The organism is Streptomyces sp. NPDC048415, from assembly GCF_040651675.1.
Lineage (GTDB): Bacteria > Actinomycetota > Actinomycetes > Streptomycetales > Streptomycetaceae > Streptomyces.
The window spans coordinates 242,412-267,052 of record NZ_JBEZKJ010000004.1; the positions used below are offsets into that span (position 1 = coordinate 242,412).

23 protein-coding genes are annotated in these 24,641 nt (G+C 70.5%); 9 read left to right on the forward strand and 14 right to left on the reverse strand.

Annotated features, from left to right (window positions below):
* The first annotated feature begins 3 nt into the window (after positions 1–3).
* Genes AB0D27_RS05455 through hypE form a run of 3 tightly spaced genes read left to right on the forward strand, consistent with a single transcriptional unit; the run spans position 4 to position 2,586 of the window.
* A complete protein-coding gene (locus tag AB0D27_RS05455; protein ID WP_362502284.1) occupies positions 4–360 on the forward strand; it encodes a HypC/HybG/HupF family hydrogenase formation chaperone in 357 nt (118 codons plus the stop codon).
* A complete protein-coding gene (gene hypD / locus AB0D27_RS05460) occupies positions 357–1,520 on the forward strand; it encodes a hydrogenase formation protein HypD (protein ID WP_362502287.1) in 1,164 nt (387 codons plus the stop codon). Before AB0D27_RS05455 ends, hypD begins: the two co-directional genes overlap by 4 nt.
* On the forward strand, positions 1,513–2,586 hold the full coding sequence (gene hypE, locus AB0D27_RS05465) for a hydrogenase expression/formation protein HypE (protein ID WP_362502290.1): 1,074 nt from the start codon (positions 1,513–1,515) through the stop codon (positions 2,584–2,586). Before hypD ends, hypE begins: the two co-directional genes overlap by 8 nt.
* Positions 2,587–2,616: 30 nt before the next feature.
* Here hypE and hypA read toward each other — a convergent pair whose 3' ends face one another.
* The 11 genes from hypA to AB0D27_RS05520 all read right to left on the reverse strand — a co-directional run bounded on the left by hypA (position 2,617) and on the right by AB0D27_RS05520 (position 12,265).
* The gene (gene hypA, locus AB0D27_RS05470; RefSeq protein WP_362502293.1) at positions 2,617–2,973 is read right to left on the reverse strand and encodes a hydrogenase maturation nickel metallochaperone HypA; all 357 of its coding nucleotides are present in this window, start codon (positions 2,971–2,973) and stop codon (positions 2,617–2,619) included.
* A gap of 70 nt (positions 2,974–3,043) precedes the next feature.
* Positions 3,044–3,193, reverse strand: coding sequence for a hypothetical protein (locus tag AB0D27_RS05475; protein WP_362502296.1), 150 nt, complete (start codon positions 3,191–3,193; stop codon positions 3,044–3,046).
* Between the two features lie 10 nt (positions 3,194–3,203).
* On the reverse strand, positions 3,204–3,410 hold the full coding sequence (locus tag AB0D27_RS05480; protein WP_362502299.1) for a hypothetical protein: 207 nt from the start codon (positions 3,408–3,410) through the stop codon (positions 3,204–3,206).
* A 10-nt stretch (positions 3,411–3,420) separates the two neighbouring features.
* Positions 3,421–4,044: a DUF5947 family protein gene (locus tag AB0D27_RS05485; RefSeq protein ID WP_362502301.1), complete on the reverse strand. Its 624-nt coding sequence runs from the start codon at positions 4,042–4,044 to the stop codon at positions 3,421–3,423.
* Positions 4,041–4,592, reverse strand: a complete 552-nt coding sequence (locus tag AB0D27_RS05490; RefSeq protein WP_362502304.1) for a NifU family protein — start codon at positions 4,590–4,592, stop codon at positions 4,041–4,043. Before AB0D27_RS05490 ends, AB0D27_RS05485 begins: the two co-directional genes overlap by 4 nt.
* A complete protein-coding gene (locus tag AB0D27_RS05495) occupies positions 4,585–6,384 on the reverse strand; it encodes a nickel-dependent hydrogenase large subunit (protein WP_362502307.1) in 1,800 nt (599 codons plus the stop codon). The genes AB0D27_RS05490 and AB0D27_RS05495 overlap by 8 nt, the downstream gene beginning before the upstream one ends.
* A 47-nt stretch (positions 6,385–6,431) precedes the next feature.
* Positions 6,432–7,520 (reverse strand): hydrogenase expression protein HypE, encoded by a 1,089-nt coding sequence (locus AB0D27_RS05500; RefSeq protein ID WP_362502310.1) that lies wholly within the window; start codon positions 7,518–7,520, stop codon positions 6,432–6,434.
* Positions 7,517–8,062: a hemerythrin domain-containing protein gene (locus AB0D27_RS05505; RefSeq protein ID WP_362502312.1), complete on the reverse strand. Its 546-nt coding sequence runs from the start codon at positions 8,060–8,062 to the stop codon at positions 7,517–7,519. Before AB0D27_RS05505 ends, AB0D27_RS05500 begins: the two co-directional genes overlap by 4 nt.
* Positions 8,049–9,662: a hypothetical protein gene (locus AB0D27_RS05510; protein WP_362502386.1), complete on the reverse strand. Its 1,614-nt coding sequence runs from the start codon at positions 9,660–9,662 to the stop codon at positions 8,049–8,051. Before AB0D27_RS05510 ends, AB0D27_RS05505 begins: the two co-directional genes overlap by 14 nt.
* A gap of 476 nt (positions 9,663–10,138) precedes the next feature.
* Positions 10,139–12,040 (reverse strand): ABC transporter ATP-binding protein, encoded by a 1,902-nt coding sequence (locus AB0D27_RS05515; RefSeq protein WP_362502389.1) that lies wholly within the window; start codon positions 12,038–12,040, stop codon positions 10,139–10,141.
* Positions 12,041–12,064: 24 nt separating this feature from the next.
* Positions 12,065–12,265 carry a hypothetical protein gene (locus tag AB0D27_RS05520; RefSeq protein ID WP_362502315.1) on the reverse strand — a complete coding sequence of 67 codons (201 nt, stop codon included), beginning with the start codon at positions 12,263–12,265 and terminating at the stop codon, positions 12,065–12,067.
* A gap of 147 nt (positions 12,266–12,412) precedes the next feature.
* Here AB0D27_RS05520 and AB0D27_RS05525 point away from each other — a divergent pair, with 147 nt between their 5' ends.
* Both AB0D27_RS05525 and AB0D27_RS05530 read left to right on the forward strand, forming a co-directional pair.
* Positions 12,413–13,387 (forward strand): lysylphosphatidylglycerol synthase transmembrane domain-containing protein, encoded by a 975-nt coding sequence (locus AB0D27_RS05525; protein WP_362502318.1) that lies wholly within the window; start codon positions 12,413–12,415, stop codon positions 13,385–13,387.
* A 119-nt stretch (positions 13,388–13,506) separates the two neighbouring features.
* Positions 13,507–14,271 (forward strand): crotonase/enoyl-CoA hydratase family protein, encoded by a 765-nt coding sequence (locus AB0D27_RS05530; RefSeq protein WP_362502321.1) that lies wholly within the window; start codon positions 13,507–13,509, stop codon positions 14,269–14,271.
* Here AB0D27_RS05530 and AB0D27_RS05535 read toward each other — a convergent pair.
* Genes AB0D27_RS05535 through AB0D27_RS05545 form a run of 3 tightly spaced genes read right to left on the reverse strand, consistent with a single transcriptional unit; the run spans position 14,258 to position 18,272 of the window.
* Positions 14,258–15,451 (reverse strand): FAD-dependent oxidoreductase, encoded by a 1,194-nt coding sequence (locus AB0D27_RS05535; RefSeq protein WP_362502324.1) that lies wholly within the window; start codon positions 15,449–15,451, stop codon positions 14,258–14,260. The two genes, AB0D27_RS05530 and AB0D27_RS05535, sit on opposite strands and share 14 nt — an antisense overlap.
* Positions 15,448–16,836, reverse strand: a complete 1,389-nt coding sequence (locus tag AB0D27_RS05540; protein WP_362502327.1) for an FAD-dependent oxidoreductase — start codon at positions 16,834–16,836, stop codon at positions 15,448–15,450. The genes AB0D27_RS05535 and AB0D27_RS05540 overlap by 4 nt, the downstream gene beginning before the upstream one ends.
* Positions 16,833–18,272, reverse strand: coding sequence for an FGGY family carbohydrate kinase (locus tag AB0D27_RS05545; RefSeq protein WP_362502330.1), 1,440 nt, complete (start codon positions 18,270–18,272; stop codon positions 16,833–16,835). The genes AB0D27_RS05540 and AB0D27_RS05545 overlap by 4 nt, the downstream gene beginning before the upstream one ends.
* 497 nt (positions 18,273–18,769) lie before the next feature.
* Here AB0D27_RS05545 and AB0D27_RS05550 point away from each other — a divergent pair, with 497 nt between their 5' ends.
* From AB0D27_RS05550 to AB0D27_RS05565, 4 genes are all read left to right on the forward strand, one after another.
* Positions 18,770–19,882, forward strand: coding sequence for a mechanosensitive ion channel family protein (locus tag AB0D27_RS05550; RefSeq protein WP_362502333.1), 1,113 nt, complete (start codon positions 18,770–18,772; stop codon positions 19,880–19,882).
* A 163-nt stretch (positions 19,883–20,045) separates the two neighbouring features.
* Positions 20,046–22,265, forward strand: a complete 2,220-nt coding sequence (locus AB0D27_RS05555) for an NADP-dependent isocitrate dehydrogenase (RefSeq protein WP_362502336.1) — start codon at positions 20,046–20,048, stop codon at positions 22,263–22,265.
* Between the two features lie 164 nt (positions 22,266–22,429).
* Positions 22,430–23,491, forward strand: a complete 1,062-nt coding sequence (locus AB0D27_RS05560) for a right-handed parallel beta-helix repeat-containing protein (RefSeq protein ID WP_362502339.1) — start codon at positions 22,430–22,432, stop codon at positions 23,489–23,491.
* 52 nt (positions 23,492–23,543) lie between these two features.
* Positions 23,544–24,572 carry a methyltransferase gene (locus AB0D27_RS05565; RefSeq protein ID WP_362502342.1) on the forward strand — a complete coding sequence of 343 codons (1,029 nt, stop codon included), beginning with the start codon at positions 23,544–23,546 and terminating at the stop codon, positions 24,570–24,572.
* Positions 24,573–24,641: the final 69 nt, after the last annotated feature.

A 24,641-nucleotide genomic window follows, 5' to 3' on the forward strand; every position in this document is an offset into this window, starting at 1 on the left:
GTCATGTGTCTGGCAGTGCCCGGCCGCGTACTGGCCATTGAGGAACACGACGAGTCCTTGACCGGACTGATCGACTTCGGCGGCGTGCACAAGCGCGTCTGCCTCGACTACGTGTCCGACGTCCAGGTCGGGGAGTACGTCATCGTCCACGTCGGATTCGCCCTGCAGCGCCTGGACGAGGAGTCGGCGCAGGCCTCGCTGCGGCTCTTCGAGGAACTGGGGTTGCTGGAGGAGGAGTTCGGTGATCCCTGGGGCCGGGCGTCGGCCGAGGCCGGGCTGCCGGGACCCGGAGAACCCCGCGAAGCCGACATGCCCGCCGCGGCGCCGCGCGGTCAAGGCGCCGAGGAAGGATCCAGATGAAGTACGTCGAAGAGTTCAACGACCCCGAGCTTGCGCGGAAGCTGCTCGACGAGATCCATGGCACGGTCACCCGGCCCTGGGCGTTGATGGAGGTGTGCGGCGGTCAGACCCACTCGATCATCCGGCACGGCATCGACCAGTTGCTCCCGGACCAGGTGGAGCTGATTCACGGGCCGGGCTGCCCGGTCTGCGTCACGCCGCTGGACATGATCGACAAGGCCCTCGACATCGCGTCACGGCCGGAGGTGATCTTCTGCTCCTTCGGGGACATGCTGCGGGTGCCCGGCACCGATCGTGACCTGTTCCGGGTCAAGAGCGCGGGCGGCGACGTACGCGTGGTGTACTCGCCCCTCGACGCGTTGGAGCTGGCGCGTCGGCATCCGGACCGCGAGGTCGTCTTCTTCGGAATCGGCTTCGAGACCACCGCGCCGGCCAACGCGATGGCCGTGCACCAGGCCCGCCGGCTCGGCGTCGGCAACTTCAGCCTGCTGGTGTCGCACGTGCGCGTGCCGCCGGCCATCGAGGCCATCATGACCGCGCCGTCCTGCCGGGTTCAGGGCTTCCTCGCCGCCGGGCACGTATGCAGCGTGATGGGCACCGCCGAGTATCCAGAGCTGGCAGAGCGGCACCGGGTACCGATCGTGGTGACCGGCTTCGAGCCGCTCGACATCCTGGAGGGCATCCGTCGCGCCGTGCGCCAACTCGAACGCGGTGAGCATCGCGTGGAGAACGCCTACCCGCGCGCGGTCCAGGACGAGGGCAACCCGGCCGCGCTGCGCATGATCGAGGAGGTGTTCGAGGTCACCGACCGCAACTGGCGCGGCATCGGCCGCATCTCCGGCAGCGGGTGGCGGCTCACCGAAGCCTTCCGCGCGCACGACGCCGAGCACCGCTTCGACGTGAGCGGCATCCGCACCGAGGAACCCGGCGCCTGTCGTAGCGGAGAGGTGCTGCAGGGCCTGATCAAGCCGACCGAGTGTGAGGCATTCGGAACGGCCTGCACCCCGCGCACCCCCCTCGGCGCCACGATGGTCTCCAGTGAGGGCGCGTGCGCGGCGTACTACCTCTACCGGCGCTTGGACAGCCGGCCCACCACCCACTCCCCCGCCCCCCTGTCCACGTCCCGGGCAGTGCACAAGGAGACGAACCCCGTTGGCTGACACGGCCGTCACAGCATCCGTGGATCCGTCGGACTGGTCCTGCCCCGCCCCGCTGCGCGACCAGCCGGTCGTCGTGATGGGACACGGTGGCGGTGGCGCACTGTCCGCGGAACTCGTCGAGAACGTCTTCGCCCCCGCCTACGGCAATCCCGTCCTCGCCGCGCTGGGCGACTCGGCGACCGTACGACTCGGCGGTGCCCGCCTGGCCTTCTCCACCGACGCGTACGTGGTCAAGCCCCTCTTCTTCCCGGGCGGCAGCATCGGCGACCTGGCGGTCAACGGCACCGTCAACGATCTCGCCATGAGCGGAGCCCGGCCCGCGTACCTGTCCACCGCCTTCATCCTGGAAGAGGGCGTGGAGATGCGGGTGGTCGACAAGGTCGCCCGCGCCGTCGGAGCGGCGGCACAGGCGGCGGGTGTCATCGTCGCCACCGGGGACACGAAGGTCGTCGAGGCCGGGCACGGTGACGGCGTGTACATCACGACGTCCGGCATCGGACTCGTCCCGGACGGCGTCGACATCCGACCCCAGCGCGCGACGCCGGGCGACGCCGTCATCGTCAGCGGCCCGATCGGCATGCACGGCGTGGCCATCCTGAGCCTGCGCGAGGGGATCGAGTTCGGCGTCGAGGTGGCCAGCGACACCGCTCCCCTGGCCGGTCTCGTGGCGGCCATGCTGGACGTCACCACCGACCTCCACGTGCTGCGGGACCCGACTCGAGGCGGACTCGCCGCGTCGCTCAACGAGATCGCCCGCGCGTCGGAGACCGGCGTGCGACTGACGGAACGGGCCGTCCCGGTGCCGGAGGCCGTCGCCAACGCCTGCGGCTTCCTGGGTCTGGACCCGCTGTACGTAGCCAACGAAGGACGGCTGGTCGCCTTCGTCCCCCGCGCCGCGGCCGACGCCGTACTGGAAGCGATGCGCGCCCACCCGCACGGGTCGGGCGCCGCCCTCATCGGTGAATGCGTCAGCGATCACCCCGGCATGGTGGTGGCGTCCACCGGGCTCGGCGGAACACGCGTCGTGGACCTGCCCCTCGGGGAGCAGCTGCCGCGTATCTGCTGACCGTCACCTCACCCCGGCGACAAGCGTCCTTCAGGCGGGCGTCTGCGCGAGCTCCAGTCCGGTGATCTCCAGCTCCCGCCCGCTGCGCAGCCCCTCGACGGGCCGGTCACACTTCGGGCACCAGAAGAACGGGGGCATGCCGACGAGGAATTCCCGCGCGCACGGGGCGCAGTAGGCCACGGCGGTGACCTCCTCGATGACCAGCTGGGCCGAGGCCAGTGCCGTCCCGTCACGGGCGACCTCGAAGGCGAACTCCAAGGCGGCGGGGACCACCCCGGACAGTTGCCCCACCCGCACGTTCACCGCGGACACGGCGCGGGACCCGTGGGCCCGGGCGGTTTCGTCCGCCTGTTCCACGATGGCGGTCGCGATCGACAACTCGTGCATGAGGTCTCCGGCACGTCTCAGCGGTGTACGGAAGCACTTGACGGCCGGTCGGCTGCGGGAACCGCGGCAGTCACCGAGGGTGCCGGGATCCGGAGCGGAAGCCCACCATGCGCAAGATCCGAACCTCGCGCACCAGCCCAGGGACCTCCCAGATCAGCAGTGCCAGCGCCATTCCTCCGACCAGCACCGCCTCCGCCACCAGCACACGCTTGGCATTCATTCTCGCTCCCTCATCCCGGCGGAAGGTTCGGCATGGTCTTCATGATCGCGTTGTGCTTCTTCCAGTGCACCCCGGTGGACCACCGCGCGTCCGCGGTGCCGTCCTTGTGGTGCCCGGCCTGGTGCCCGTGGGGGCCCTTGTTGCCCTGATGGAGGCCGAAGACGTGTGTGGGCGTGTCGGGCTTCACGCCCGGCTTGCCGACCCTGATCCTGCCCATCCCGAGCTCCTTACCGTTGCGGTTGCCCTGCTCCGTTGTGCTGAGCGTTCTCCGTCAGTTCGGCGAAGAATTGGTCGACGGCCGTCCACACGCGCGTGCCGCCCGACAGCCCCTCCCATTCCTGTCGCACCACGGCGACCATGCGGAGGCAGTCGTCGACCGGCGCGATCCAGTAGTGCCGAAGATCGCGGGCGGTGTTGATCAGCAGCGCCTCCACGTCGGGTTCCACGGTTTGCAGTCGCGGACACCCCGATACGACGTCCTGCCATGCCCGCGCGTCCACTTCCCACCGGGTCGGCCCGGCGGGGCTCGGATAGTGCGCGGTCACCGTGCCGTCCTGGCGGGGTACGAAGAAGGCCAGACCGACGGGGACGCCCAGGCTCTCGGTGTCGACGGGGGGCAGCCTTATGCGCCGCTGCGGGATCAGCCGGTAGCGCCCCTCACTTGCCTCGCCCCTGACGAAGAGCAGTGAGCAGGGCCGACAGGCGCACAGGGTCTCCTGCCGCTCCGTGTCGTACAGGTGGCGATGATCGTCCGGCACGGGCGCGCTGCACAGATCGCAGTGTTCCTCGGCCCCGGTCCGCCGGTCGGTGCTCGACCGGATGAGCCGGGCGAGCCTGCCCGCGCCGGTCATGCCGTCGCCTGCGGCTGCGTGCCGCGGCGTGTCAGCGCGTCCAGGGGAACGAATGCGGCGGCCTGCCGTTCGCTGCCCGGCAGCGCCTCGACGCTCCGGAGTTCCGGCGCCACCGCGAGCAGTGCCTCACGGACCGCCTCGGTAACGCCGGCGGCCGACGATCCACAGCCTTTGGTCCGCAGACGCACCCGGGCGACTCCCGCGTCGATTCCCGCCAGTTCGATCTCGGCGCCGCGGCCCCGCAGATCGGTCTTCAGCCGCTCGACCGCACGCGCGACCCGGCGCTCCACCGGTTCGGGGTGGATCGCGTGGAGGACCAGCAGGTGCCCGAGCAGTTCGTCGTCGGCCATCCGGTCGGCCAGCGGAGCGTCGGCGTGATCCATGACCCGGGCCAGCGCCTCGCCGTAGACCTCCGTCAGCGCCCGCACCGTCTCGACGGCCGAGCGGGAGGTCGGTCCGGGCGCCTTCTCGAGGCGTTCGAGCAATTCGTCGATGCGGGTCAGCCGCTGTACGACGGAGGCGTCGTCGAGCCGGCCGGTGTCATCCATGGCCGGCTCCGTAGGTCGGCGAGTGCATCGTCGTCAGCGTGTTGCCCTTGCCGAGGTACATGTGGACACCGCAGGGCAGACAGGGGTCGAAGCTGCGGACGGTGCGCATGATGTCGACGCCCTTGAAGTCGTCGGGCCCGTTCTCCTCGAAGATCGGCTGCCCCTGTACCGCGTCCTCGTACGGGCCCGGGGTGCCGTAGCTGTCGCGCGGGCTGGCGTTCCACGGGGTCGGCGGGTAGGGGTGGTAGTTGGCGATCTTCTTGTCCTTGATGACCAGGTGGTGCGAGAGAACACCGCGGACCGCCTCGTGGAAGCCGCAGCCGATCGCCTCGTCCGGAACCTCGAAGTTCTCGAAGACCTTGATCTCGCCCGCGCGAACCAGTCCCATCGCCGACTCCAGGAAGTGGAGGGCCATCGCCGCAGCGTAGGCGACGAAGTAGGGGCGGGCCCGGTCCCGCTCGATGGTGTTGCTCCACTGGGGAATCTTCCACTCCAGTGTCATCTCGGGCAGCTTCTCGCTCTTGGGCAGGGAGATCTGCACACTGTGCCCGGTGGCCTTGACGTACGGCGTGTCGACCAGTCCGTTCAGCGCCGTCGACCACAGTCTGGCCAGCGGCCCTCCGCCGGTGTCCAGCGCGAGATGCTCGTCGGTGTTCTTGTCGTACCAGCGGGGGCTCATGACCCAGCTGTAGTTGCCGTCGAAGTCACGCTTCTGCGGTACCGGGACGGTGGTCTGGTTCCACGGATGCCGCATGTCGACCGGGTTCCCGAGCGGGTCGTGGGTGACGAACGGGTCTTCGGTCACCCAGTCCTCGTAGAAGGAGCTGCCGAGCAGGATGCGCATGCCGAGGTTGATGTCGACGAGTTTGTTCGTGACCAGTTTGCCGTCGACGATGATGCCGGGGGTGACGTACATCGCCTTGCCCCAGTCGTTCATCGTCTTGTACTGGTAGTCACAGACGTTGGGGTCCTGCCAGGCGCCCCAGCAGCCGAGCATGATGCGGCGGCGCCCGACCTCCTCGTAACCGGGCAGGGCCTCGTAGAAGAAGTCGAAGACGTCGTCGTTCATCGCGACGGACTGCTTGACGAAGTCGAGGATCTGCAGGAGCCGGGAGAGATAGTCGGTGAAGGTGGTGGGTGTCGCCATCGTGCCGACCCCGCCGGGATACATCGTCGAGGGGTGGACGTGGCGGCCTTCCATCTTGCAGAACATCTCGCGGGTGACGCGGCTGACCTTCAGGGCCTGCTTGTACATCTCGCCCTCGAACGGGTTGAAGGCCCGCATGATGTCGGCGATGGTCCGGTAACCGTGGATGTCCGCGTGGGGGGCCTCGGTCCGCTCCGCCCTGGCGAGCACGCTCGGGTTGGTCGCCTTGACCATCGCCTCGCAGAAGTCGACGAACACCATGTTGTCCTGAAAGAGGGTGTGGTCGAACATGTACTCGGCTGCTTCACCGAGGTTGACGATGTGATCCGCGAGCACGGGTGGTTTGATGCCGTACGCCATCTGCTGGGCGTAGTTGGAGCACGTCGTGTGGTTGTCTCCGCAGATGCCGCAGATACGTGAGGTGATGAAGCCGGCGTCGCGTGGGTCCTTGCCCTTCATGAAGACCGAGTAGCCGCGGAACAGCGACGAGGTGCTGCGGCACTCGACCACTTCACGGTTGGCGAAGTCGATCTTCGTGTAGATGCCGAGGTTTCCGATGATCCGGGTGATCGGGTCCCAGGACATGTCCACGAGCTGCGCGGGTTTGCGCTCCGTGGCCCCTACCCGGTCTTCGGTTTCTGTCATGACGGTTTCTGCCTCGTTCCTCGCGGCGGTCGTGCGTTGCTGTGGTGTCAGGGGCGCCAGTACGGGTCGTAACCGCTGGTCAGTTCCGGTCCGTTGTGGCGCCACTTCTGTTCGCGGTTCACCGCCATATTGGTGATGCCGCGCATCCGGCGGATGAAGGCTCCGTAGGGCTTGATGAGGAGCGACGAGAGGCTGCCGCCCGGGGGCTCGTCCATGAAGGGCATGAAGGCGTCCGGGAAGCCGGGCATGGTGCAACCGATGCAGATGCCGCCGACGTTGGGACAACCGCCCACGCCGGACATCCAACCCCGTTTGGGCACGTTGCAGTTGACCACCGGACCCCAACAGCCCACCTTGACCTGGCACTTCGGGGAGTTGTAGTCCTTCGCGAAGTCGGCCTGCTCGTAGTACGCGGCCCGGTCGCAGCCCTCATGGACCGTCCTCCCGAACAGCCACTGCGGGCGCAGCATGTGATCGAGCGGAGGGGGCGGCGCCGAACCGGCGGCGTGGTAGAGCACCCACAGCAGGGTCTCCATGAAGTTCTCCGGCTGGATCGGACAGCCGGGGACGTTCACAATCGGAAGAGCCCCCTGGGACTTGAAGTCCCAGCCCAGATAGTCCGACAGCCCCATGGAGCCCGTGGGGTTGCCGGCCATCGCGTGGATCCCGCCGTACGTGGCACACGTTCCCGCCGCGACGACCGCCCAGGCCCTGGGCGCCAGTTGGTCGAGCCACCAGTTCAGGGTGAGCGGCTCACCGGTCTCCAGGTCATTGCCGAAGGAGGTCCAGTAGCCGTCCCCTTCGATGATGTTCTGGTTCGGGATCGATCCCTCGATGACGAGGATGAACGGGCCTAGTTCACCGCGCGCCGCGGCCCGGTAGGGCGCGAGGAAGTCCTCTCCGCCCTCGCTGGGCGAGAGCACCTTGTTGTACAGGTGCACCTTCGGCAGTCCGGGTACGAGGCCCAGCACGAGATCCTCGATCGACGGCTGGCCTGCCGCGGTGAGCGAGACGGTGTCACCGTCGCAGCTCATCCCCTCGGAGATCCAGAGGATATGGATCTCGTCGAATCCGTCCCTCTGCTCGGAGCGGGTGGGCTCCTGGCTGACCTCTGTGGTACCGCTCTCGGTGGTCATGTTCGCGGCCTCCCCTGCAGTCGGTCTCGAAGTCGGTCGTACGCCGCGGCCACGGGCCCCGCGAGGGTGAGCGCCGGCGGGTGGTCAGGAGCGTGCGGATGCGGCCGGGTCGGGGCGCTGGGCTTGGCCTTTTCGAGGAGCTGTCCCAGTTCGGCCAGGTCCTCCTCGGGGACGGCCGCACGGATCCGGGGCATCAACTCGCCTTCCTCTTCACGCACGTGCTCTTCCACATCCCGCCGCAGCCGCGCCACGAGATCGTCCGTCCGCTCGTCCCCTTCGGGGAGCCGGTCGAGGGCGAGCAGCGTCTTCTTGAGGGCCATGTGCTCGCTGAGGTGCTCGTCGACCTCCTGGGCGCCATCGTCGAGAACCCGCTTCGCCAGGGGATAGATCATCAACTCTTCGAGAGCCGCGTGCTTGGAGAGCTCGCGTACCAATAGCTCGACGACTGCCCGCCGTTGTTTGTCGGAGGCGGCGGCGTGATAGTCGCGGAACAGCTGTTCCACCATGCGATGGTCATGGGTCAACACCTCAAGGGCGTCCATCGCACCCTCCTTCGTCCGCGGCGGCGGTCAGGGGCTGGAGTTCATGGGGGCGGAAGTAGAGGAAGCGGCCGTACCAGCTGTTCAGTTCGGCGGCCGGGTCGTCGTCGAGTGCCACGGCGACATGCACGCTGCCGTCCACGTCATGGAAGACGGCCTCCACGCGGGCGGTGCGGCCGGCGAGAAACATGTCCTGCGCGTCGGCGCCCCGCCCGGCGGGACGCAGGCGTACGGCGCTGCCCCCTACCACCGGCACGCCGTCGACCAGCACGCTGTCGGTCGAGGGAGACAGCCCGTCGTCGCCGCCCTCCTGCCACCAGGGGACCGACGTACGCGTTCCGATGCCGACGGCATCACCCACGGCGGCCGTCGCGGGCCGGGCGGGCGGGTCGACGGCCTCACCCACGGCGACCAACGCAGGCCGGGCAGGCGGGTCGACGGCCTCACCCACAGCGACCAACGCAGGCCGAGCGGGCGGGTCGACGGCCTTACCCACGGGGGCCGTCGCGGGCCGGAGGGGCGGCGCTGGGCTCAATGAGCGGATGGCTCCGTGCAGCCGTGCGAAGACCTCCGGCGGCATGGTCTCGACCCGGTCGAGGATCTCCGCCGCGCGCCGGTCGGTCGCCCGCGCCTCACGCTTCTCCTCATCCGTCAGCAGCAGCGTGCGCAGGGTCAGGATCTCGTCGATCTCGGCGGCGTCGTGCAGGTCCCCCGGGCTCTCGGGAGCCACCTGGGGGTGATCCGGCAAAATGATCGGCGACGAGAGCATCGCGTCGCGGGAACCCGCGGCGCCGCCGAGGACCGGGAAGGTGTACAGGTTGCGGCAGGCCTTGGCGTACTCCTCGTACTCCCGCGGTGGCTCGATCAGCGAGAGGAACTCGACGCCGTCTCCGCCGATCATGGTGTGGGTGGCCATGAGCGCATGGCGCAGCGCTTCCTCGCGTGATGCCGTGGCATCAGGTGAGGAGCCCACGTTCTCGATACGCACCCGCAGCCGATAGAGCGCCCCGGCGTCGGGGGTTCCCGTCGCGGGGTCCTGGAGCTGTTCGGCCCGTACCCTCGTCACCGCGTGGACGCGGTCCCGTCGCCGCGTCACCCGCCCGACGCCGGCGGCGAGTGTCTCGGTCTCCTCGTCGGCGGGCGCTCCTACCGACACGCGATGGTCCCGCTGGAGCAGTTGCGCCAAGGGGGTGGCGAACTCGGCTTCGCGCGGCACCGCCTCGTCGAAGGTGAGGTGCACCGCGTCGGCGGTCTCGACGGACTCCACGGGCCGATGCCGACCGTCGGGGGTCCTCTCCTCCACCTGCTTGCGCTGCAGTTGCAGATAACGCACCCTCAGCCGCACCCGGGCGGCCGGCACCGCCCGCAGCAGGCATTCCGTCTGCTGGTACCAGGAGTCCGCCGAACCCGAGATGCCCGGCGGCACCTCTCCGTCGCGTTCGGCCCACCGCTGCGCCGTCAGGACACCGAACTGCCAGCGCACCCTGTTCTTGGGCGACGACCGGCGGTACGGGTAGAGGAGGTAGCCCTCGTAGAGGACGGCGTCGGCAACGGCGCGCAGTCCCTGGAAGGCGAGGTCGGAGGACGTCGGCCCAGTGGGCACGCTCCGGGTGGGGTCGTCCACCGTCTCGCCTCCTCAAAACGGCCGTCCGCCGCCACGTGCGGTGGCGGACGCTGGACGGAAGAACCGGTCACTGCCGGCAGCACGGTCGCACCATGCCTTCCACCAGGCTCACATCCCTCACACGTTCCCGCCCCATCTGGGGCAGCGGAGATCGGCCGGTGGAGTGACTCCTCGACGAGGAGGGTCAGGAATCGCCGGGCTCCGGTTCCGATCCCGTCCGCAGGTGCTCCCGCTCTCCTTCCAAGGCCTCGGCCGACACCCCGGCCGCGGCTCGCAGCCGGTTCCGCGCCTCGACGACGAGGACCACTGCGCCGGGGCCGTGGGCGGCAATCGCCGGAGGTATCGCTCCAGACGAGTCGCCGTCTCGCGTACGCATCGTTGCCCGCGGTATGACCTCCCGCCGCAACCACCACTTCACGGCTGTAAGGGCGACCCCACCGGGCCGCCCTGCGCCGTCAGGCCACCGCCTCCCCCGCCGCCGCGATCTCCGTCAAGCCCTCACGGGTGTTCTTGAACTGCGTCCGGTAGAGCTCCGCGTACCGCCCCTCGGCTGCCAGCAGCTCCTCGTGCGTACCGCGCTCCACGATCCGCCCCGCCTCGACGACGAGGATCACGTCCGCGGCCCGCACGGTCGACAGACGGTGGGCGATCACCACGGCCGTTCGTCCTTCCAGCGCCTCCGTGAGCGCTTCCTGCACGGCCGCCTCGGAGGTGTTGTCGAGATGGGCGGTGGCCTCGTCGAGGATGACGACGCGCTGGCGGGCGAGCAGCAGCCGGGCGATGGTCATGCGCTGGCGCTCACCGCCGGAGAGCCGGTAACCGCGCTCGCCGACCACGGTGTCGAGGCCGTCGGGCAGGGAGCGTACGAGGTCTTCGAGACGGGCGCGGCGCAGTACGTCCCACAGCTCGTCCTCGGTGGCCGAAGGGCTGGCCAGCAGCAGGTTCGCCCGTACCGAGTCGTGGAAGAGGTGCCCGTCCTGGGTGACCATGCCGAGGGTCTCCCGCATGGACTCGGCGCTCAGCTCCCGGACGTCGACGCCGCCGAGGCGGACGACGCCCTCGTCGGTGTCGTAGAGCCGCGGCAGCAGCTGCGCGATGGTCGACTTGCCGGCACCGGAGGAGCCGACGAGCGCGACGGTCTGGCCGGGTTCGGCGCGGAAGGAGACGCCGTGCAGGACCTCGGCGCCGCCGCGGGTGTCCAGGGCGGCGACCTCCTCCAGCGAGGCGAGGGAGACCTTGTCGGCGGACGGGTAGGCGAAGCGGACGCCGTCGAATTCCACGGCCGCCGGTCCCTCTGGTACCTTCCGGGCGTCCGGCTTCTCCTCGATGAGCGGCTTGAGGTCGAGTACTTCGAAGACCCGCTCGAAGCTGACCAGGGCGCTCATGACCTCGACGCGCGCTCCCGCGAGGGAGGTGAGCGGCGCGTACAGGCGGGTCAGCAGCAGCGCCAGCGAGACGACCGCGCCGGGCTCCAGGCTGCCGCGCAGCGCGAACCAGCCACCGAGCCCGTACACCAGCGCGAGGGCGAGGGCCGACACGAGCGTCAGGGCGGTGATGAACGCCGACTGCGCCATCGCCGTACGCACCCCGATGTCACGCACCCGCCGGGCGCGCGCCGCGAACTCGGCGGACTCGTCCTCGGGCCGACCGAAGAGTTTGATGAGCGTGGCGCCGGGCGCGGAGAAGCGCTCGGTCATCCGGGTGCCCATGGCGGCGTTGAGGTTCGCGGCCTCGCGCTGGAGCTTGGCCATCCGGCTGCCCATCCGCCGCGCGGGGATCACGAACACCGGAAGCAGTGCCAGCGCGAGCAGCGTGATCTGCCAGGACAGGGTGAGCATCACCGCGAGGGTGAGCAGCAGCGTCACGACATTGCTCACCACCCCGGACAGGGTGTTGCTGAAGGCGCGTTGGGCGCCGATGACGTCGTTGTTGAGACGACTGACCAGCGCGCCCGTACGAGTACGTGTGAAGAACGCTACCGGCATGCGCTGCACATGATCGAACACAGCCGTCCGCAGATCGAGGATGAGTCCTTCGCCGAGCGTCGACGAAAGCCAGCGGCCGAGGATCCCGAGCGCCGCTTCGGCGAGCGCGATGACGGCGATGAGCACGGCAAGGCGGATGACGGTGCTCTCGTCGCCGCCGGACACGATGGCGTCCACGACGCGCCCCGCGAGCACCGGCGTCGCGACGGCGAGCAGCGCGGTCATCACGCTGAGCACCACGAAGTGTCCGATGCGGCGGCGGTGCGGGCGGGCGAAGGCGGCGATGCGGCGCAGTGTCGCGCGGGCGAAGGGTCGGCGCTCCTGCTGCGCGTTCATGACGCTGTGCAGCTGGGTCCAGGCTGTGGTCTCCATGCTCATGGGAGAGACAGTAGGACCTCAAGCAATATTGAGGTCAATGCCGGGACTCGGATCGATGTTCGGGCTCAGGTCCACGACCGGCCTGAGGTCGAAGTCCCGGCTCGCGTCCGCGACCGGCCTGAGGTCGATATCCCCGCTCAGGTCCGCGACCGGCCTGAGGTCGATATCCCGGCTCGGGTCCACGACCGGCCTGAGGTCGAAGTCCCGGCTCGGGTCCACGACCGGACTCGGATCGATGTCCCCGCTCGGCGCAGGGGGCCTGAAGTCGATGGCCGGTCGGCTCCTCCCGCACCTTGCCCGGCGTGTCAGCTGCCGTCTCCGTGCCCGCAACCCCACGTTGGTGCGGTGTGGAAAACCTCTCCCGATGTGACAGCGGTACGACTCCCCCAGCAACTGCCCCGACGCTTCCCCCTGCGACCTGCCGTCCGGCCGGCCCTGTGCCTGCTCCCGCTCGCCCTGGTCCTGGTGGTCGGGGTGCGCCACCGTTCCGTGCTCGTCGAGGGCTTCGGCCATCTGCGGTCGGCGGAGTGGCCCTGGCTCGTTGCCGCGGTCCTCGCGACCTGTCTGACCTGGGTCGCGGCGGCCTTCACCCGCCAGGGCGCGGTGATGCAGCGACTGCCCGCGCGCCGCCTGCTCGCGACGCAGTTCGCGGCGGGCGCGGCCAACCATCTGCTGCCTACGGGCCTGGGCGCCGGCGCGGTCAATCTGCGGTTCATGACGGTGTGCGGGGTGCCGCTCGCCCGTTCCTCGGCCGCGCTCGCGCTGTACATGCTGGCGGAATCGGTCGCCCGGCTGGGTCTGCTGATCGGCCTGCTGATCGCCTTCCCGGGGGCGCTGCGGATCGGCGGCCTCCTCCCGGAGGGTGCGCTGGCCCCACTTCTGCTCGGCGTCGGCGCGGTGCTGTGCGCGGCGATGACGACTCTCCTTCTCGTACGACGGCTGCGTACGGCCGTCTCCTCCTTCCTGCGCAGCGCGCTCGGCGAGGCGCGTTCGGTGCACTGCCGTCCGGCCCGGGCGCTCGCCCTGTGGGGCGGATCGCTCGCTTTCCCGCTGCTCCAAGCGGCCGGGCTGACGGCGGTGGGACAGGCGTTGGCACTGCCCGTGTCGCCCGCGCACATGGCGATCGCGTATCTGGCGGCGACGGCCGCGGTCGCGCTGGTGCCGACGCCGGGCGGGATCGGGTCGGTGGAGGCCGCACTGGTCGTCGCACTGGTCGCGGCCGGCGGTCCGGTGGCCGTGGCGACGGCGGTGGTGCTGGCGTACCGGATCATCACGGTGTGGCTGCCGCTGTTGCCGGGGGCTCTGACGCTCGGGGCGCTGGTCCGCTGGAAGGTGATCTGAGCCCCGGCCGCCCCGCCGGTGCCTGCGACGGCGGTCCGACCTGTACGAGGGATCCGCTCCCCGCCGCGATACCCCGGAGTAACCTCGGCCGTACAGCAGCCCGGGAAGGGGACAGCGCCATGCCGGTCCGGATCGAACGCCAGGGTTACGTCAACACGGTCGTCCTCTCCCGGCCCGAGGCCCGCAACGCGGTGGACGGGCCGACCGCCGCTGAACTCGCCGCCGCTTTCCGGGAGTTCGAGGCAGACGACACGGCGAGGGTCGCGGTGTTGTGGGGCGAGGGCGGCACCTTCTGCGCGGGCGCGGACCTCAAGGCGCTCGGCACCGAGCGCGCCAACCAGGTTTCGGAGGACGGCGACGGGCCGATGGGCCCCACCCGGCTGCGCCTGTCCAAGCCGGTGATCGCGGCGGTCGCGGGGCACGCCGTGGCCGGGGGCCTGGAGCTGGCGCTCTGGTGCGATCTGCGGGTCGCCGAGGAGGACGCCGTCTTCGGTGTCTTCTGCCGCCGCTGGGGTGTGCCGCTGATCGACGGCGGCACGGTACGGCTCCCGCGTCTCATCGGCACCAGCCGCGCGCTGGACATGATCCTCACCGGCCGCGCGGTCCCCGCCTCCGAGGCGTACGAGATGGGCCTCGCCAACCGCCTCGTCCCGACCGGCCGTTCCCGGGCGGAGGCGGAGCGACTCGCTGCCGAGATCGCCGACTTCCCGCAGTCCTGCCTCCGCAGCGACCGCGCCTCCGTTCTCGACCAGGAGGGCCTGGTGGAGAAGGCGGCCATGCGCGGTGAACTCCGCCATGGGATGGGCGTGTTGACCGAGAGCCTGGAGGGTGCCGCACGCTTCGCCGCGGGTGCCGGGCGGCATGGTGCGTTCAGCCGGCGGTGACGCGCACGGGCCCTCCGGCCGGATCGACACCGCCGACCCACCCCCCGCTCATGCGCACGGGACGGTTCGGCACCGCGGTGGTGATCAGACGCTGCCGGTGCAGGACCCGGTCGTCCTGCGTGACGGTCAGGACCGGCCGGGCGAGGAACTCCGCGGTGCGCAGGACGAAGGGGCCGTACGTCATCGGGGGCGCGAGCCGGTTCGGCGCGACCCAGCGCAGGGGCGGGGCCACCAGGAGGGGAACCGTCGGGGGTCGGACCGCCCCGGTCAGGTGATCCCGTACATGCTGTGCCGCCCGTAGCCCCTCGCGGGCCACGGCGGTGGCGCTCTCCACGGCATGCAGGACGTTGCCGACGGCGAAGACACCCTCGCGAGAGGTGCGGAACGCGCCGTCGACCGCGGGGCCGCACGTGCCCAGGTCGAGGTCGAGGCCGCCGCGCCGGGCGAGTTCGTGGTCCGGCACGAAGTCGCCGGTGAACACGACGGTGTCGCAGTCGAGGTTCCCGGTCCGGCCGCCTTGGTGGCGCAGGGTGACTCCGCTCAGACGTCCGTGTCCGCGCAGTTCGGTGACTGTCGCGTCCGTCAGGAGCGGGATTCCGCGCGCCAGACGGGAGATGGCCCCCCGTGTCCTCCCGCCCTGGTCCCGCCCCAGGTCGGTCACCATCGCGACGGCGTCAGCTCCGGCGCCCAGCAGGGTGTCCACAGCGGCGTAACTCACGGCCTCCGCGCCGACGACGACCGCCCGGCTGCCGATGTACTGGCCGTACAGATGGACGGCCTGCTGGAGCTCGCCCGTGGTGAACACCCCGGCTGGTCTGGTCCCGGCCACCAGCCGTGCGCCGCGCGGCCGTTCACGGGCACCGGTGGCGAGAACGACGGCGCCGGCGGTGATCGTCTCCGGGCCGGCCGGGCTCACGGTGTCGAGGGCGAGCGGGCCGGCCCAGCCGAGCGCGCTGACTCCGGTACGGACGCTCGCCCCGGCCCGGACCGCGGCCTCGACCTGGCGCCGCGCGAAGCCGGGCCCGTCGAATCCCCGGCGACGGCAGTGCCGAGGCACCCCGCCGGCCTGCCGTTCACGCTCCAGCACCTCGACGCGGCCCGCTCCCCCGGCCGCCAGCCGTGCGGCGAGGGCGAGTCCGGCGGGTCCGGCGCCGACCACCAGCACGTCCACGTGTCTCATGGCCGCCCCTCGAAGAGATCCCGTACGGCCGCGCCGCAGAAGAAGCCCTGGCACCGGCCGCCCCGCGCCCGGGTCCTGCGCCGCAGTCCGTCCAGGCTGTGCGGCGGGATCGTACTGCCGAGGGCGTCGCGGATCTCGCCGCGCGAGACGCGCTCGCAGTGGCAGACCAGGCGTCCGTAGTCGGGGTCGGCGGCGATGAGTTCGGGCCGCTGGTAGGGGCGGGGGAAGGCCTCGCCGAGGGCGGGCATACGGACGGGTTCCAGGTCGTCGGGGTCGCCGAGGTCGAGGCCGCACTCGGCGAGGAGTCCGGTGACGTGGGAGGCGATGGCCATGGAGGCGGTCAGGCCGGTGGAGCGGATGCCTCCGACGGTGACGTACGCCTGGTCGGGGTGGGCGCGGATCTGGTAGTCGTCGTGTTCGGTGGCGGCGCGGAGTCCGGCGTAGACGGCGGTGACCTCCTCGTCGAGCAGTTCCGGCAGGATGCGACGGCCCTTGTCGCGCAACAGGGCGAGGCCTTCCCCGGTCGATTCGGTCGCCGCCTTGTCCGGTACGTCTTCGGCGGTGGGCCCCAGCAGCACGTTCCCGTACACGGTCGGCGCGACCAGCACTCCCTTGCCGAGCGCCGTCGGAACCGGCAGGAGGATGTGCCGGACCAGATCGCGGGCGAACTTGTCGAAGACCAGGAGCTGGCCCCGGCGCGGGGTGACGGTGAAGTCGCGGTGGCCGAGGTGCCGGTCGAGTTCGTCGGAGTGCAGGCCCGCGGCATTGACGAGGTGGCGGGTGCGCAGGGTGCCGCGGCTGGTGCGCAGGACCCGGTGACTCATCTTCTCCACACGGCAGTTGAGGTGCAGGTCGACACCGTTGCGTACCGCTTGGGTGGCGCACGCGAGCGTCGTGGTCCACGGACAGATGATCCTCTCGCCGGGGATGTGGAGTGCGCCGAGCGCGCCGGGCCCCAGGTGCGGTTCACGTGCGTACACCTCGGCGGCGCCGAGGACGTGGGACTGCCGGTAGTCGTTCTTCTCCGCCTTGGCCGCCAACTCCGGCAATACGGCGAGCTGTTCGCGGTCCCAGGCGACGAGCAGGGCGCCCACGGGCTCGACGGGGATGCCGGACTCGGCGGCGTACGCGGCGAGCCGGCGGGACCCCTCGCGCACGAGCCGGGCTTCGAGCGAGCCGGGGACGGCGTCGAAACCGGTGTGCAGAATCGCCGTGTTGGCCTTCGACGTGCCCTGCCCGACGTCGTCCCGCGCCTCGACGAGGGCGATGCGCAGCCGCCGGTGGCGGGCGAGTTCGCGGGCGAGGGCGCAGCCCACGACGCCCGCGCCGACGATCACGACGTCGTACGGCTCCTGCGGCAGCGCACCGTGGACAGTGACCGTCATGCGGGCGCCCGGTCGAGCAGGGCGGCGACGGCCGAGCGGAAGTGGGTGAGGCGTGCGGTGGCCTCGTCCCGGCCGATGCGCGGCTCGTAGACGGCGGAGGGTTTCCGGTCCGTGAGCGCCTCGTCCACGCTCAGCGCGGGGTCGAGGCCGAGCCGGGCCACGGCACCGACTCCGAGGGCAGTGGCGTCCGGCAACGCCGAGACTTCGACGGGGAGTTGGAGCAGATCGGCCTGGGTCTGCATGAGCAGCGCGGAGCGAGTCAGACCGCCGTCGACGCGGAGCGCGGTGAGCGGTGCGCCGAGGTCGGCGGCGGCCGCGTCGGCGAGCTCGACGACCTGGGCGGCGATGCCCTCACACAGGGCCCGCACCAGATGTCCGGGCGTCGTATCGAGGCCGAGCCCGGTGAGCGAGCCGCGCAGATCGCCCCGCCACCAGGGTGCGGCGAGCCCGGCGAGGGCCGGGACGAAGGTGACACCGCCGCTGTCGGGCACTGCGCCGCCGACCGGGTCGAGGTCCGCCGCGCCGGAGATGACGCCGAGCTCGGTCAGCCAGCGGACGGCGGAGGCGGCGGTGTACACCTGGCCGTCGAGGCAGTAGCTGGTCCGCCCGGCCAGCCGCCAGGCGACACAGCTCACCAGACCCGAGTCCGTGCGCCGGGGCGTCGCTCCGGTCTGCGCGAGGAGGAACGCCCCTGTTCCATAGGTGCACTTGGCGCTTCCCGGCTCGGTCACGCGCTGGGCGAGCAGCGCGGCCGACTGGTCGACGAGCAGGCCGGTGACGGGAAGGCCGGCTCCGAAGGCGGACGTGGTATCGACGGGCGTGTCCGCGTCGACGACGTCCGGCAACCGCTCGCCGGACAGCCCGAAGGCGTCCAGGGCGGCCGGTGACCACTCCAGTCGGTCGAGGTCGAGGAGTTGGGTACGTCCTGCGGTGGCGGCGTCCGTCACGTATGCGCCGGTGAGCCGGTGCACGAGCCAGACGTCGGAGGTGGTGACGACGCCGTGCCGGGTCAGGTGACGGCGTATCCAGGCCATTTTGGGGGCGGCGAAGTAGGGGTCGAGGGGCAGGCCGGTGAGATGCCGCAACTCCTCGGCCCGGGAGGCGAGTTCGCGGCACACGCTCTCCGCCCGCCGGTCCTGCCACACGAGCGCGTCGGTCAGCGGCTCGCCCGTCGACGGGTCCCAGGCGAGGACGGTCTCCCCCTGATTGGCGAGGCCGACGGCCGTGACGGGCTCCCCCGCCGCCGCGAGGGCTCGGCGCCCGGCGTCCACGACGGACTCGTACAACTCGAGCGGATCGACCTCGACGAGCCCGGCGGGCAGATGGCGGGGGCGTACGGGCGCGCTTCCGGAACCGATCACTCCGCGTTCGGGACAGATCACCAGGGCCTTGGTCCCGGACGTCCCCTGGTCGATCGCCAGCACCGAACCGGTCATGACCCTCCCCTGTGATCATCCGCGTGCCAGCCTGCTTCAGGGCGCACCCCGTCGTCAATGGCGGGTCCGCGAAGCGGCGGGTGACGGGCGTAAAAGCCAACATGGGCGGTTCCTCGCGGGCCTGGTGATGGGCCCATGGCCGTCAAGGGCGGTTCCTCGCGGGCCTGGTGACGGGCGCACGGCCGTCAAGGGGCGCTTCCACACGGGCCTGATGACGAGCGCACAGCCGCCAAGGGCGCTCCCGCGCGGGCCTGGTGACGGGCGCACGGCCGTCAAGGGCGCTTCCACGCGGGCCTGATGACAGGCGCACGGCCGCCAAGGGCGCTACCGCGCGGGCCTGGTGACGGGCGCGCGCGTGGATGCGGCAGGATGAGCGGTCGCCCGGACGACGAACACCGGCCGGGCCTGATCGCGCGTTCCCGGATTCGAGCAGGGCAAGTGACGACACATCACATCCGGCCCACGGGCCCTCTTCCCGGCGGCAAGGGAGGTCACCGGTGAAGCGCTCCCTCACCCTGGACGACCTGATGGTCGCGGGCATCGCCGTGGCCGCGGGCCTCCTCGCGGCGTTCCTGCTGCGCATGCTGCTGCGCTGGCTGGGCAAGCACGCGTCGCGCACCCGGTGGAGCGGCGACGACGTCATCGTGGACGCGCTGCGCACCCTGGTGCCGTGGGCGGCGATCGCCGGAGGCATCGCGTCGGCGGCCGCGGTGCTTCCGCTGACCGCGCCGGTCGGACGCAACGTCAACCGGTCGCTGACCGTCCTGCTCATCCTGGTCTCCACCATCACCGCGGCGCGGGTGGTCGCGAGCCTGGTGCGGTCCGTGACCCAGTCCCGGTCGGGCGTCGCCGGCTCGGCCACCATCTTCGTCAACATCACCCGGGTCGTGGTGCTCGCCATCGGCTTCCTCGTGATGCTGCAGACGCTGGGCATCTCGATAGCACCGCTGCTCACCGCGTTGGGCGTGGGCGGTCTGGCCGTGGCGCTCGCCCTTCAGGACACCCTCGCGAACCTCTTCGCGGGCGTACACATCCTCGCGTCGAAGACGATCCAGCCCGGCGACTACATCCGCCTCAGCAGCGGCGAGGAGGGCTACGTCGTCGACATCAACTGGCGCAACACCACGGTCCGTCAGCTCTCGAACAACCTGGTCATCATCCCCAACGCCCAGCTCTCGGGCACCAACATGACCAACTTCACCCGGCCCGAGCAGCAGATGACGCTCACCGTGCAGGCCGGCGTCGGCTACGACAGCGACCTGGAGCACGTCGAGCGCGTGACCAACGAGGTCGTGGCCGAGGTGATGGCCGGGGTCACCGGCGCCGTCCCGGACCACGAGCCCGCCGTCCGCTTCCACACCTTCGGCGACTCCCGCATCGGCTTCACCGTGATCCTCGGCGTGGGCGAGTTCAGCGACCAGTACCGGATCAAGCACGAGTTCATCAAACGCCTGCACCGGCGCTACCGCGAGGAGGGCATCCGGATTCCGGCGCCCGCGCGGACGGTGGCGCTGCAGCCGGGCGGAGCGGCGCCTCTGGAGGCCGGCATCCCCCACCAGCGGGAGGAGAGCCTGCCGCTGGGGCAGCCGCCGGCAGCTGCCCGGGGCTGACCTCGAGATCTTCGCCTCCGCCCGCCACCCGTCCGGTATGGGGGCTCCGGACGGGCTGAAAATCTCCAGCCCCGGCCGGGGAACGCGGGGCCATGTCGAGTGGGGGGCGCTCACGAGATATCTTGATGTCGAGCAATGTTGCAGACGTGGAGCGGAGCACCCGGTGACTGACTCGACCATCATCTATACGCACACTGACGAGGCCCCGGCCCTGGCGACGTATTCGTTCCTGCCGGTGGTCCAGGCATACGCCTCGCAGGCCGGTGTCACTGTGGATACCCGTGACATCTCGCTGGCCGGGCGCATCATCGCGCTCTTCCCCGAGTACCTCCAGGAGGGCCAGCGCATCGCCGACGCCCTCCACGAGCTCGGTGAGCTGGCCAAGACGCCCGAGGCGAACATCATCAAGCTGCCGAACATCTCGGCGTCGATCCCGCAGCTGAGGGCCGCGATCGCCGAGCTGCAGGCGCAGGGCTACGCGCTTCCGGACTACCCGGACGACCCGAAGTCGGACGAGGAGCGCGACGTCCGCGCCCGTTACGACAAGGTCAAGGGCTCCGCCGTGAACCCGGTGCTGCGTGAGGGCAACTCCGACCGCCGCGCCCCGGCCTCGGTCAAGAACTACGCCAAGACCCACCCGCACCGCATGGGCAAGTGGTCGTCCGAGTCGAAGACGAACGTCGCCACCATGGGCGTCGACGACTTCCGCTCCACCGAGAAGTCCGCGGTGATCTCCGAGCCGGGCGCGCTGCGCATCGAGCTGGCGGGCGACGACGGCTCCACCACCGTGCTGCGCGAGTCCGTGCCCGTCCTCGCGGGCGAGGTCGTGGACGCGTCGGTCCTGCACGTCGCGCCGCTGCGCGAGTTCCTCACGGCGCAGATCGCCCGCGCCAAGGCCGAGGACGTGCTCTTCTCCGTGCACCTGAAGGCCACGATGATGAAGGTCTCCGACCCGATCATCTTCGGTCACGTGGTGCGCGCCTTCTTCCCGAAGACCTTCGCGAAGTACGGCGAGACGTTCGCCGCCGCCGGTCTGACCCCGAACGACGGTCTGGGCGGCATCTTCAAGGGCCTGGAGTCCCTGCCCGAGGGCGCCGAGATCAAGGCGTCCTTCGACGCCGAGCTGGCCGAGGGCCCCGAGCTGGCCATGGTCGACTCCGACAAGGGCATCACCAACCTGCACGTGCCGTCCGACGTCATCGTCGACGCCTCGATGCCGGCGATGATCCGCACCTCCGGCCACATGTGGGGCCCGGACGGCCAGGAGCACGACACGCTCGCCGTCCTCCCGGACTCCAGCTACTCCGGTGTCTACCAGGTCGTCATCGACGACTGCCGCGCCAACGGCGCCTTCGACCCGGCGACCATGGGCTCGGTACCGAACGTCGGTCTGATGGCGCAGAAGGCCGAGGAGTACGGCAGCCACGACAAGACCTTCGAGATCCCCACCACCGGCACGGTCCGCCTCGTCGACCAGGCCGGCAACGTCGTCCTGGAGCAGACGGTCTCCGCCGGCGACATCTTCCGCGCCTGCCAGACCAAGGACGCCCCGATCAAGGACTGGGTGAAGCTGGCCGTCACCCGCGCCCGCGCCACCGGCGACCCGGCCGTGTTCTGGCTGGACGAGGACCGCGCGCACGACGCCGTGCTGATCGAGAAGGTCAAGCAGTACCTGCAGGAGCATGACACCGAGGGCCTGGACATCCGCATCCTGTCCCCGGAGGAGGCGACCAAGCTCTCGGTGGAGCGCATCCGCCGCGGCGAGAACACGATCTCCGTCACCGGCAACGTACTGCGTGACTACCTGACCGACCTGTTCCCGATCCTGGAGCTGGGCACCAGCGCCAAGATGCTGTCGATCGTCCCGCTGATGGCGGGCGGTGGCCTCTTCGAGACGGGCGCCGGCGGCTCCGCGCCGAAGCACGTCCAGCAGCTGGTCAAGGAGAACTACCTGCGCTGGGACAGCCTCGGCGAGTTCCTCGCGCTGGCCTCCAGCTTCGAGCACCTCGCGACGACCACGGGCAACGCGCGCGCCCAGGTCCTCGCCGACACCCTCGACCGCGCCACGGCGACCTTCCTCAATGAGGACAAGTCACCGACCCGTCGCGTCGGCGGTATCGACAACCGCGGCAGCCACTTCTACCTGTCCCTGTACTGGGCGCAGGAGCTGGCGGCGCAGACCGACGACTCGGACCTCGCCAAGGCGTTCGCCCCGCTCGCCGAGACGCTCGCCGCCAAGGAGCGGACGATCGTCGACGAGCTGATCGCGGTTCAGGGCTCCCCGGTCGACATCGGCGGCTACTACCAGCCCGACCCGGCCAAGGCGGCGGCGGTCATGCGTCCGTCGACGACCTGGAACGAGGCGCTGGCGACCCTCGCCTGACCTTCGAGCCACCCCGCGGACCCCGCTCCGTGACCTAGCCGCCCCGGCCGGAACCTCCGGCCGGGGCGGCTTCGTCGCTCCTGTGCGTACGGGCAGGTGACAGGGGCTGCCCGCCTGGGTGATCAGCGGTGGCGGGCGGGAACTCCCCCTCATAGCTTCGGCATATGACCAGACAACAGATGGCCTACCTCGCCTGCACGGCGGCTGTCGTGGCGGCGGGGCTGGGGGCCGCCCCGCCGACCGACCACCCGACAGTGCACCGGGTCAGCCCCGGCGAGTCGATTCAGAAGGCCGTGAACACCGCGAAACCGGGGGACGCCATTGTCCTCTCCCCCGGCACCTACCACGAGAGCGTCCGCATCACCGTGCCCGGCCTGACCCTGCGGGGCTGGAGCGCCCGGTCCACCGTCATCGTGCCCGGCCCGTCCTCTGCCGACAGCACGTGCGCCAAGGCCGGCCACGGCATCTGCGTGACCGGGAAGGACAGCAGTCCCGTGACTGATGTCACCGTACGCTCTCTGACTCTCAGGGGGTTCGCCAAGAACGGCCTGTGGGCGTCGGGGACCGATCGGCTGACGGTCCGGCAAGTGACCTCCGAGAACAACGGTCAGTGGGGCTTCGCACAGGAACAGTCCGTGCGTGGGGTGTTCCGCGACAACGTCGCCCAGGGCAATGGCGACGCGGGCCTGTTCCTGGCCAACACGGTGATCGCCGAGCAGGGGGCCCGGGACACCAAGGGGGCGGTGGTCCGTCACAACCGTCTGCTCGGCAACCGGATCGGCCTCACGGTGCGACGGCTGCGGAACCTGGCCGTCGATCACAACGAGGCAACCGGCAATTGCGTCGGGGTGTTCGTCGTGGGCGACGAGAACAGGCCGCTCCCCGGGGCACTGAGCGTGCGCCACAACTACATCCACGACAACAACAAGTACTGCGCCAAGACCGCCCGTCTGCCCTTCCTGCAGGGCTCGGGGATCGTCCTCACCGGCACCGAGGACACCCTGGTGGCGCACAACCGGGTCGAGGACAACAGGGGCAAGTCCCCTCTGTCGGGCGGCATCGTGCTGTTCAAGAACTTCAAGGGGGCCCCCAACCAGCGCATTGAGATCCGCGACAACGTGGTGCAGCGCAATGGCACGGCGGATCTGGCCAACCGGGACACCGGCAAGGGCAACGGATTCCACGGCAACGCATGCGCGGTCTCCCAACCCGCCGGAATGTGCTGAGCGGCCGCCCCATGCCCACACATACATCATGCGAGTGGAAACGAGGCAGTCAATGACGACCGTTGATCCGGCGCCCCCGCCGCCCATGAGGCTGCGGGAGCTGGTTTTCGGGGCGGCGTGCGCCGCCGCCGTACGCGCGGCGGCCCGCCTGGGTGTGGCCGACGCCCTCGAGGACACGCCCACGAGCGTGGAGGACCTGGCCGCGGCGGTGAAGACCAAGCCGCAGACACTGCGACGGCTGCTGCGCGCCCTGTCCAGCCAGGGAGTCTTCACCGAGCGCCCGGACGGCACGTTCGCGCACACGGAGATGTCCCGGCTCCTGCGTGAGGACGATCCGCACAGCCTGCGCTACATCGCGCTGTGGTGCACCGAGCCGTGGACGTGGAACGTCTGGCCCAAGCTCGACGAGGCGGTGCGCTCCGGCCGGAACGTCTTCGAGGACGTGTACGACCGGGAGTTCTTCGACTACCTCAACGAGGAGGCCCCCGAGTCGGCGCACGTGTTCAACCGCGCCATGACCACGTCCAGCCAGCAGTCGGCGCGGGACGTCGCGGACCTTCTCGATCTGCGGGGCGTGTCCTCGGTGGCCGACATCGGCGGCGGTCAGGGGCACGTGCTGGCCAGTCTGCTGGAGAAGCACCCCGGGATGCACGGCACGCTGCTCGACCTGCCCGGCGTGGTGGGCAACGCCGATCCGCGACTGCGCGACGGAGGCTCGCTGGCCGAGCGGGTGCGCATCGTGGCCGGCGACTGCCGCGAGGACATCCCGGTCCAGGCGGACGTGTACATCATCAAGAACATCCTGGAGTGGGACGACGACAGTACCCGCAGGGCGCTGGCGAACGTCCGCAAGGCGGCGCGGCCCGGTGCCCGTGTCGTGGTCATCGAGAACCTCGTGGACGACACGCCGTCGATGAAGTTCACGACAGCCATGGATCTGCTGCTTCTGCTCAATGTCGGCGGTGCGAAGCACACCCGGCAGAGCATGGTCGAGCGGCTGACGGACGCGGGTCTGCTCATCGGCGAGGTCCGCCCGGTCAACGCGTACCTCCACGCCTTCGAGTGCACCATCCCCGGCTGACCCGGATCCCCGGCTGACCCGGAGACGGACTGAGGCCGCCGGCCCCGCGACTGTCGCGGGGCCGGCGGC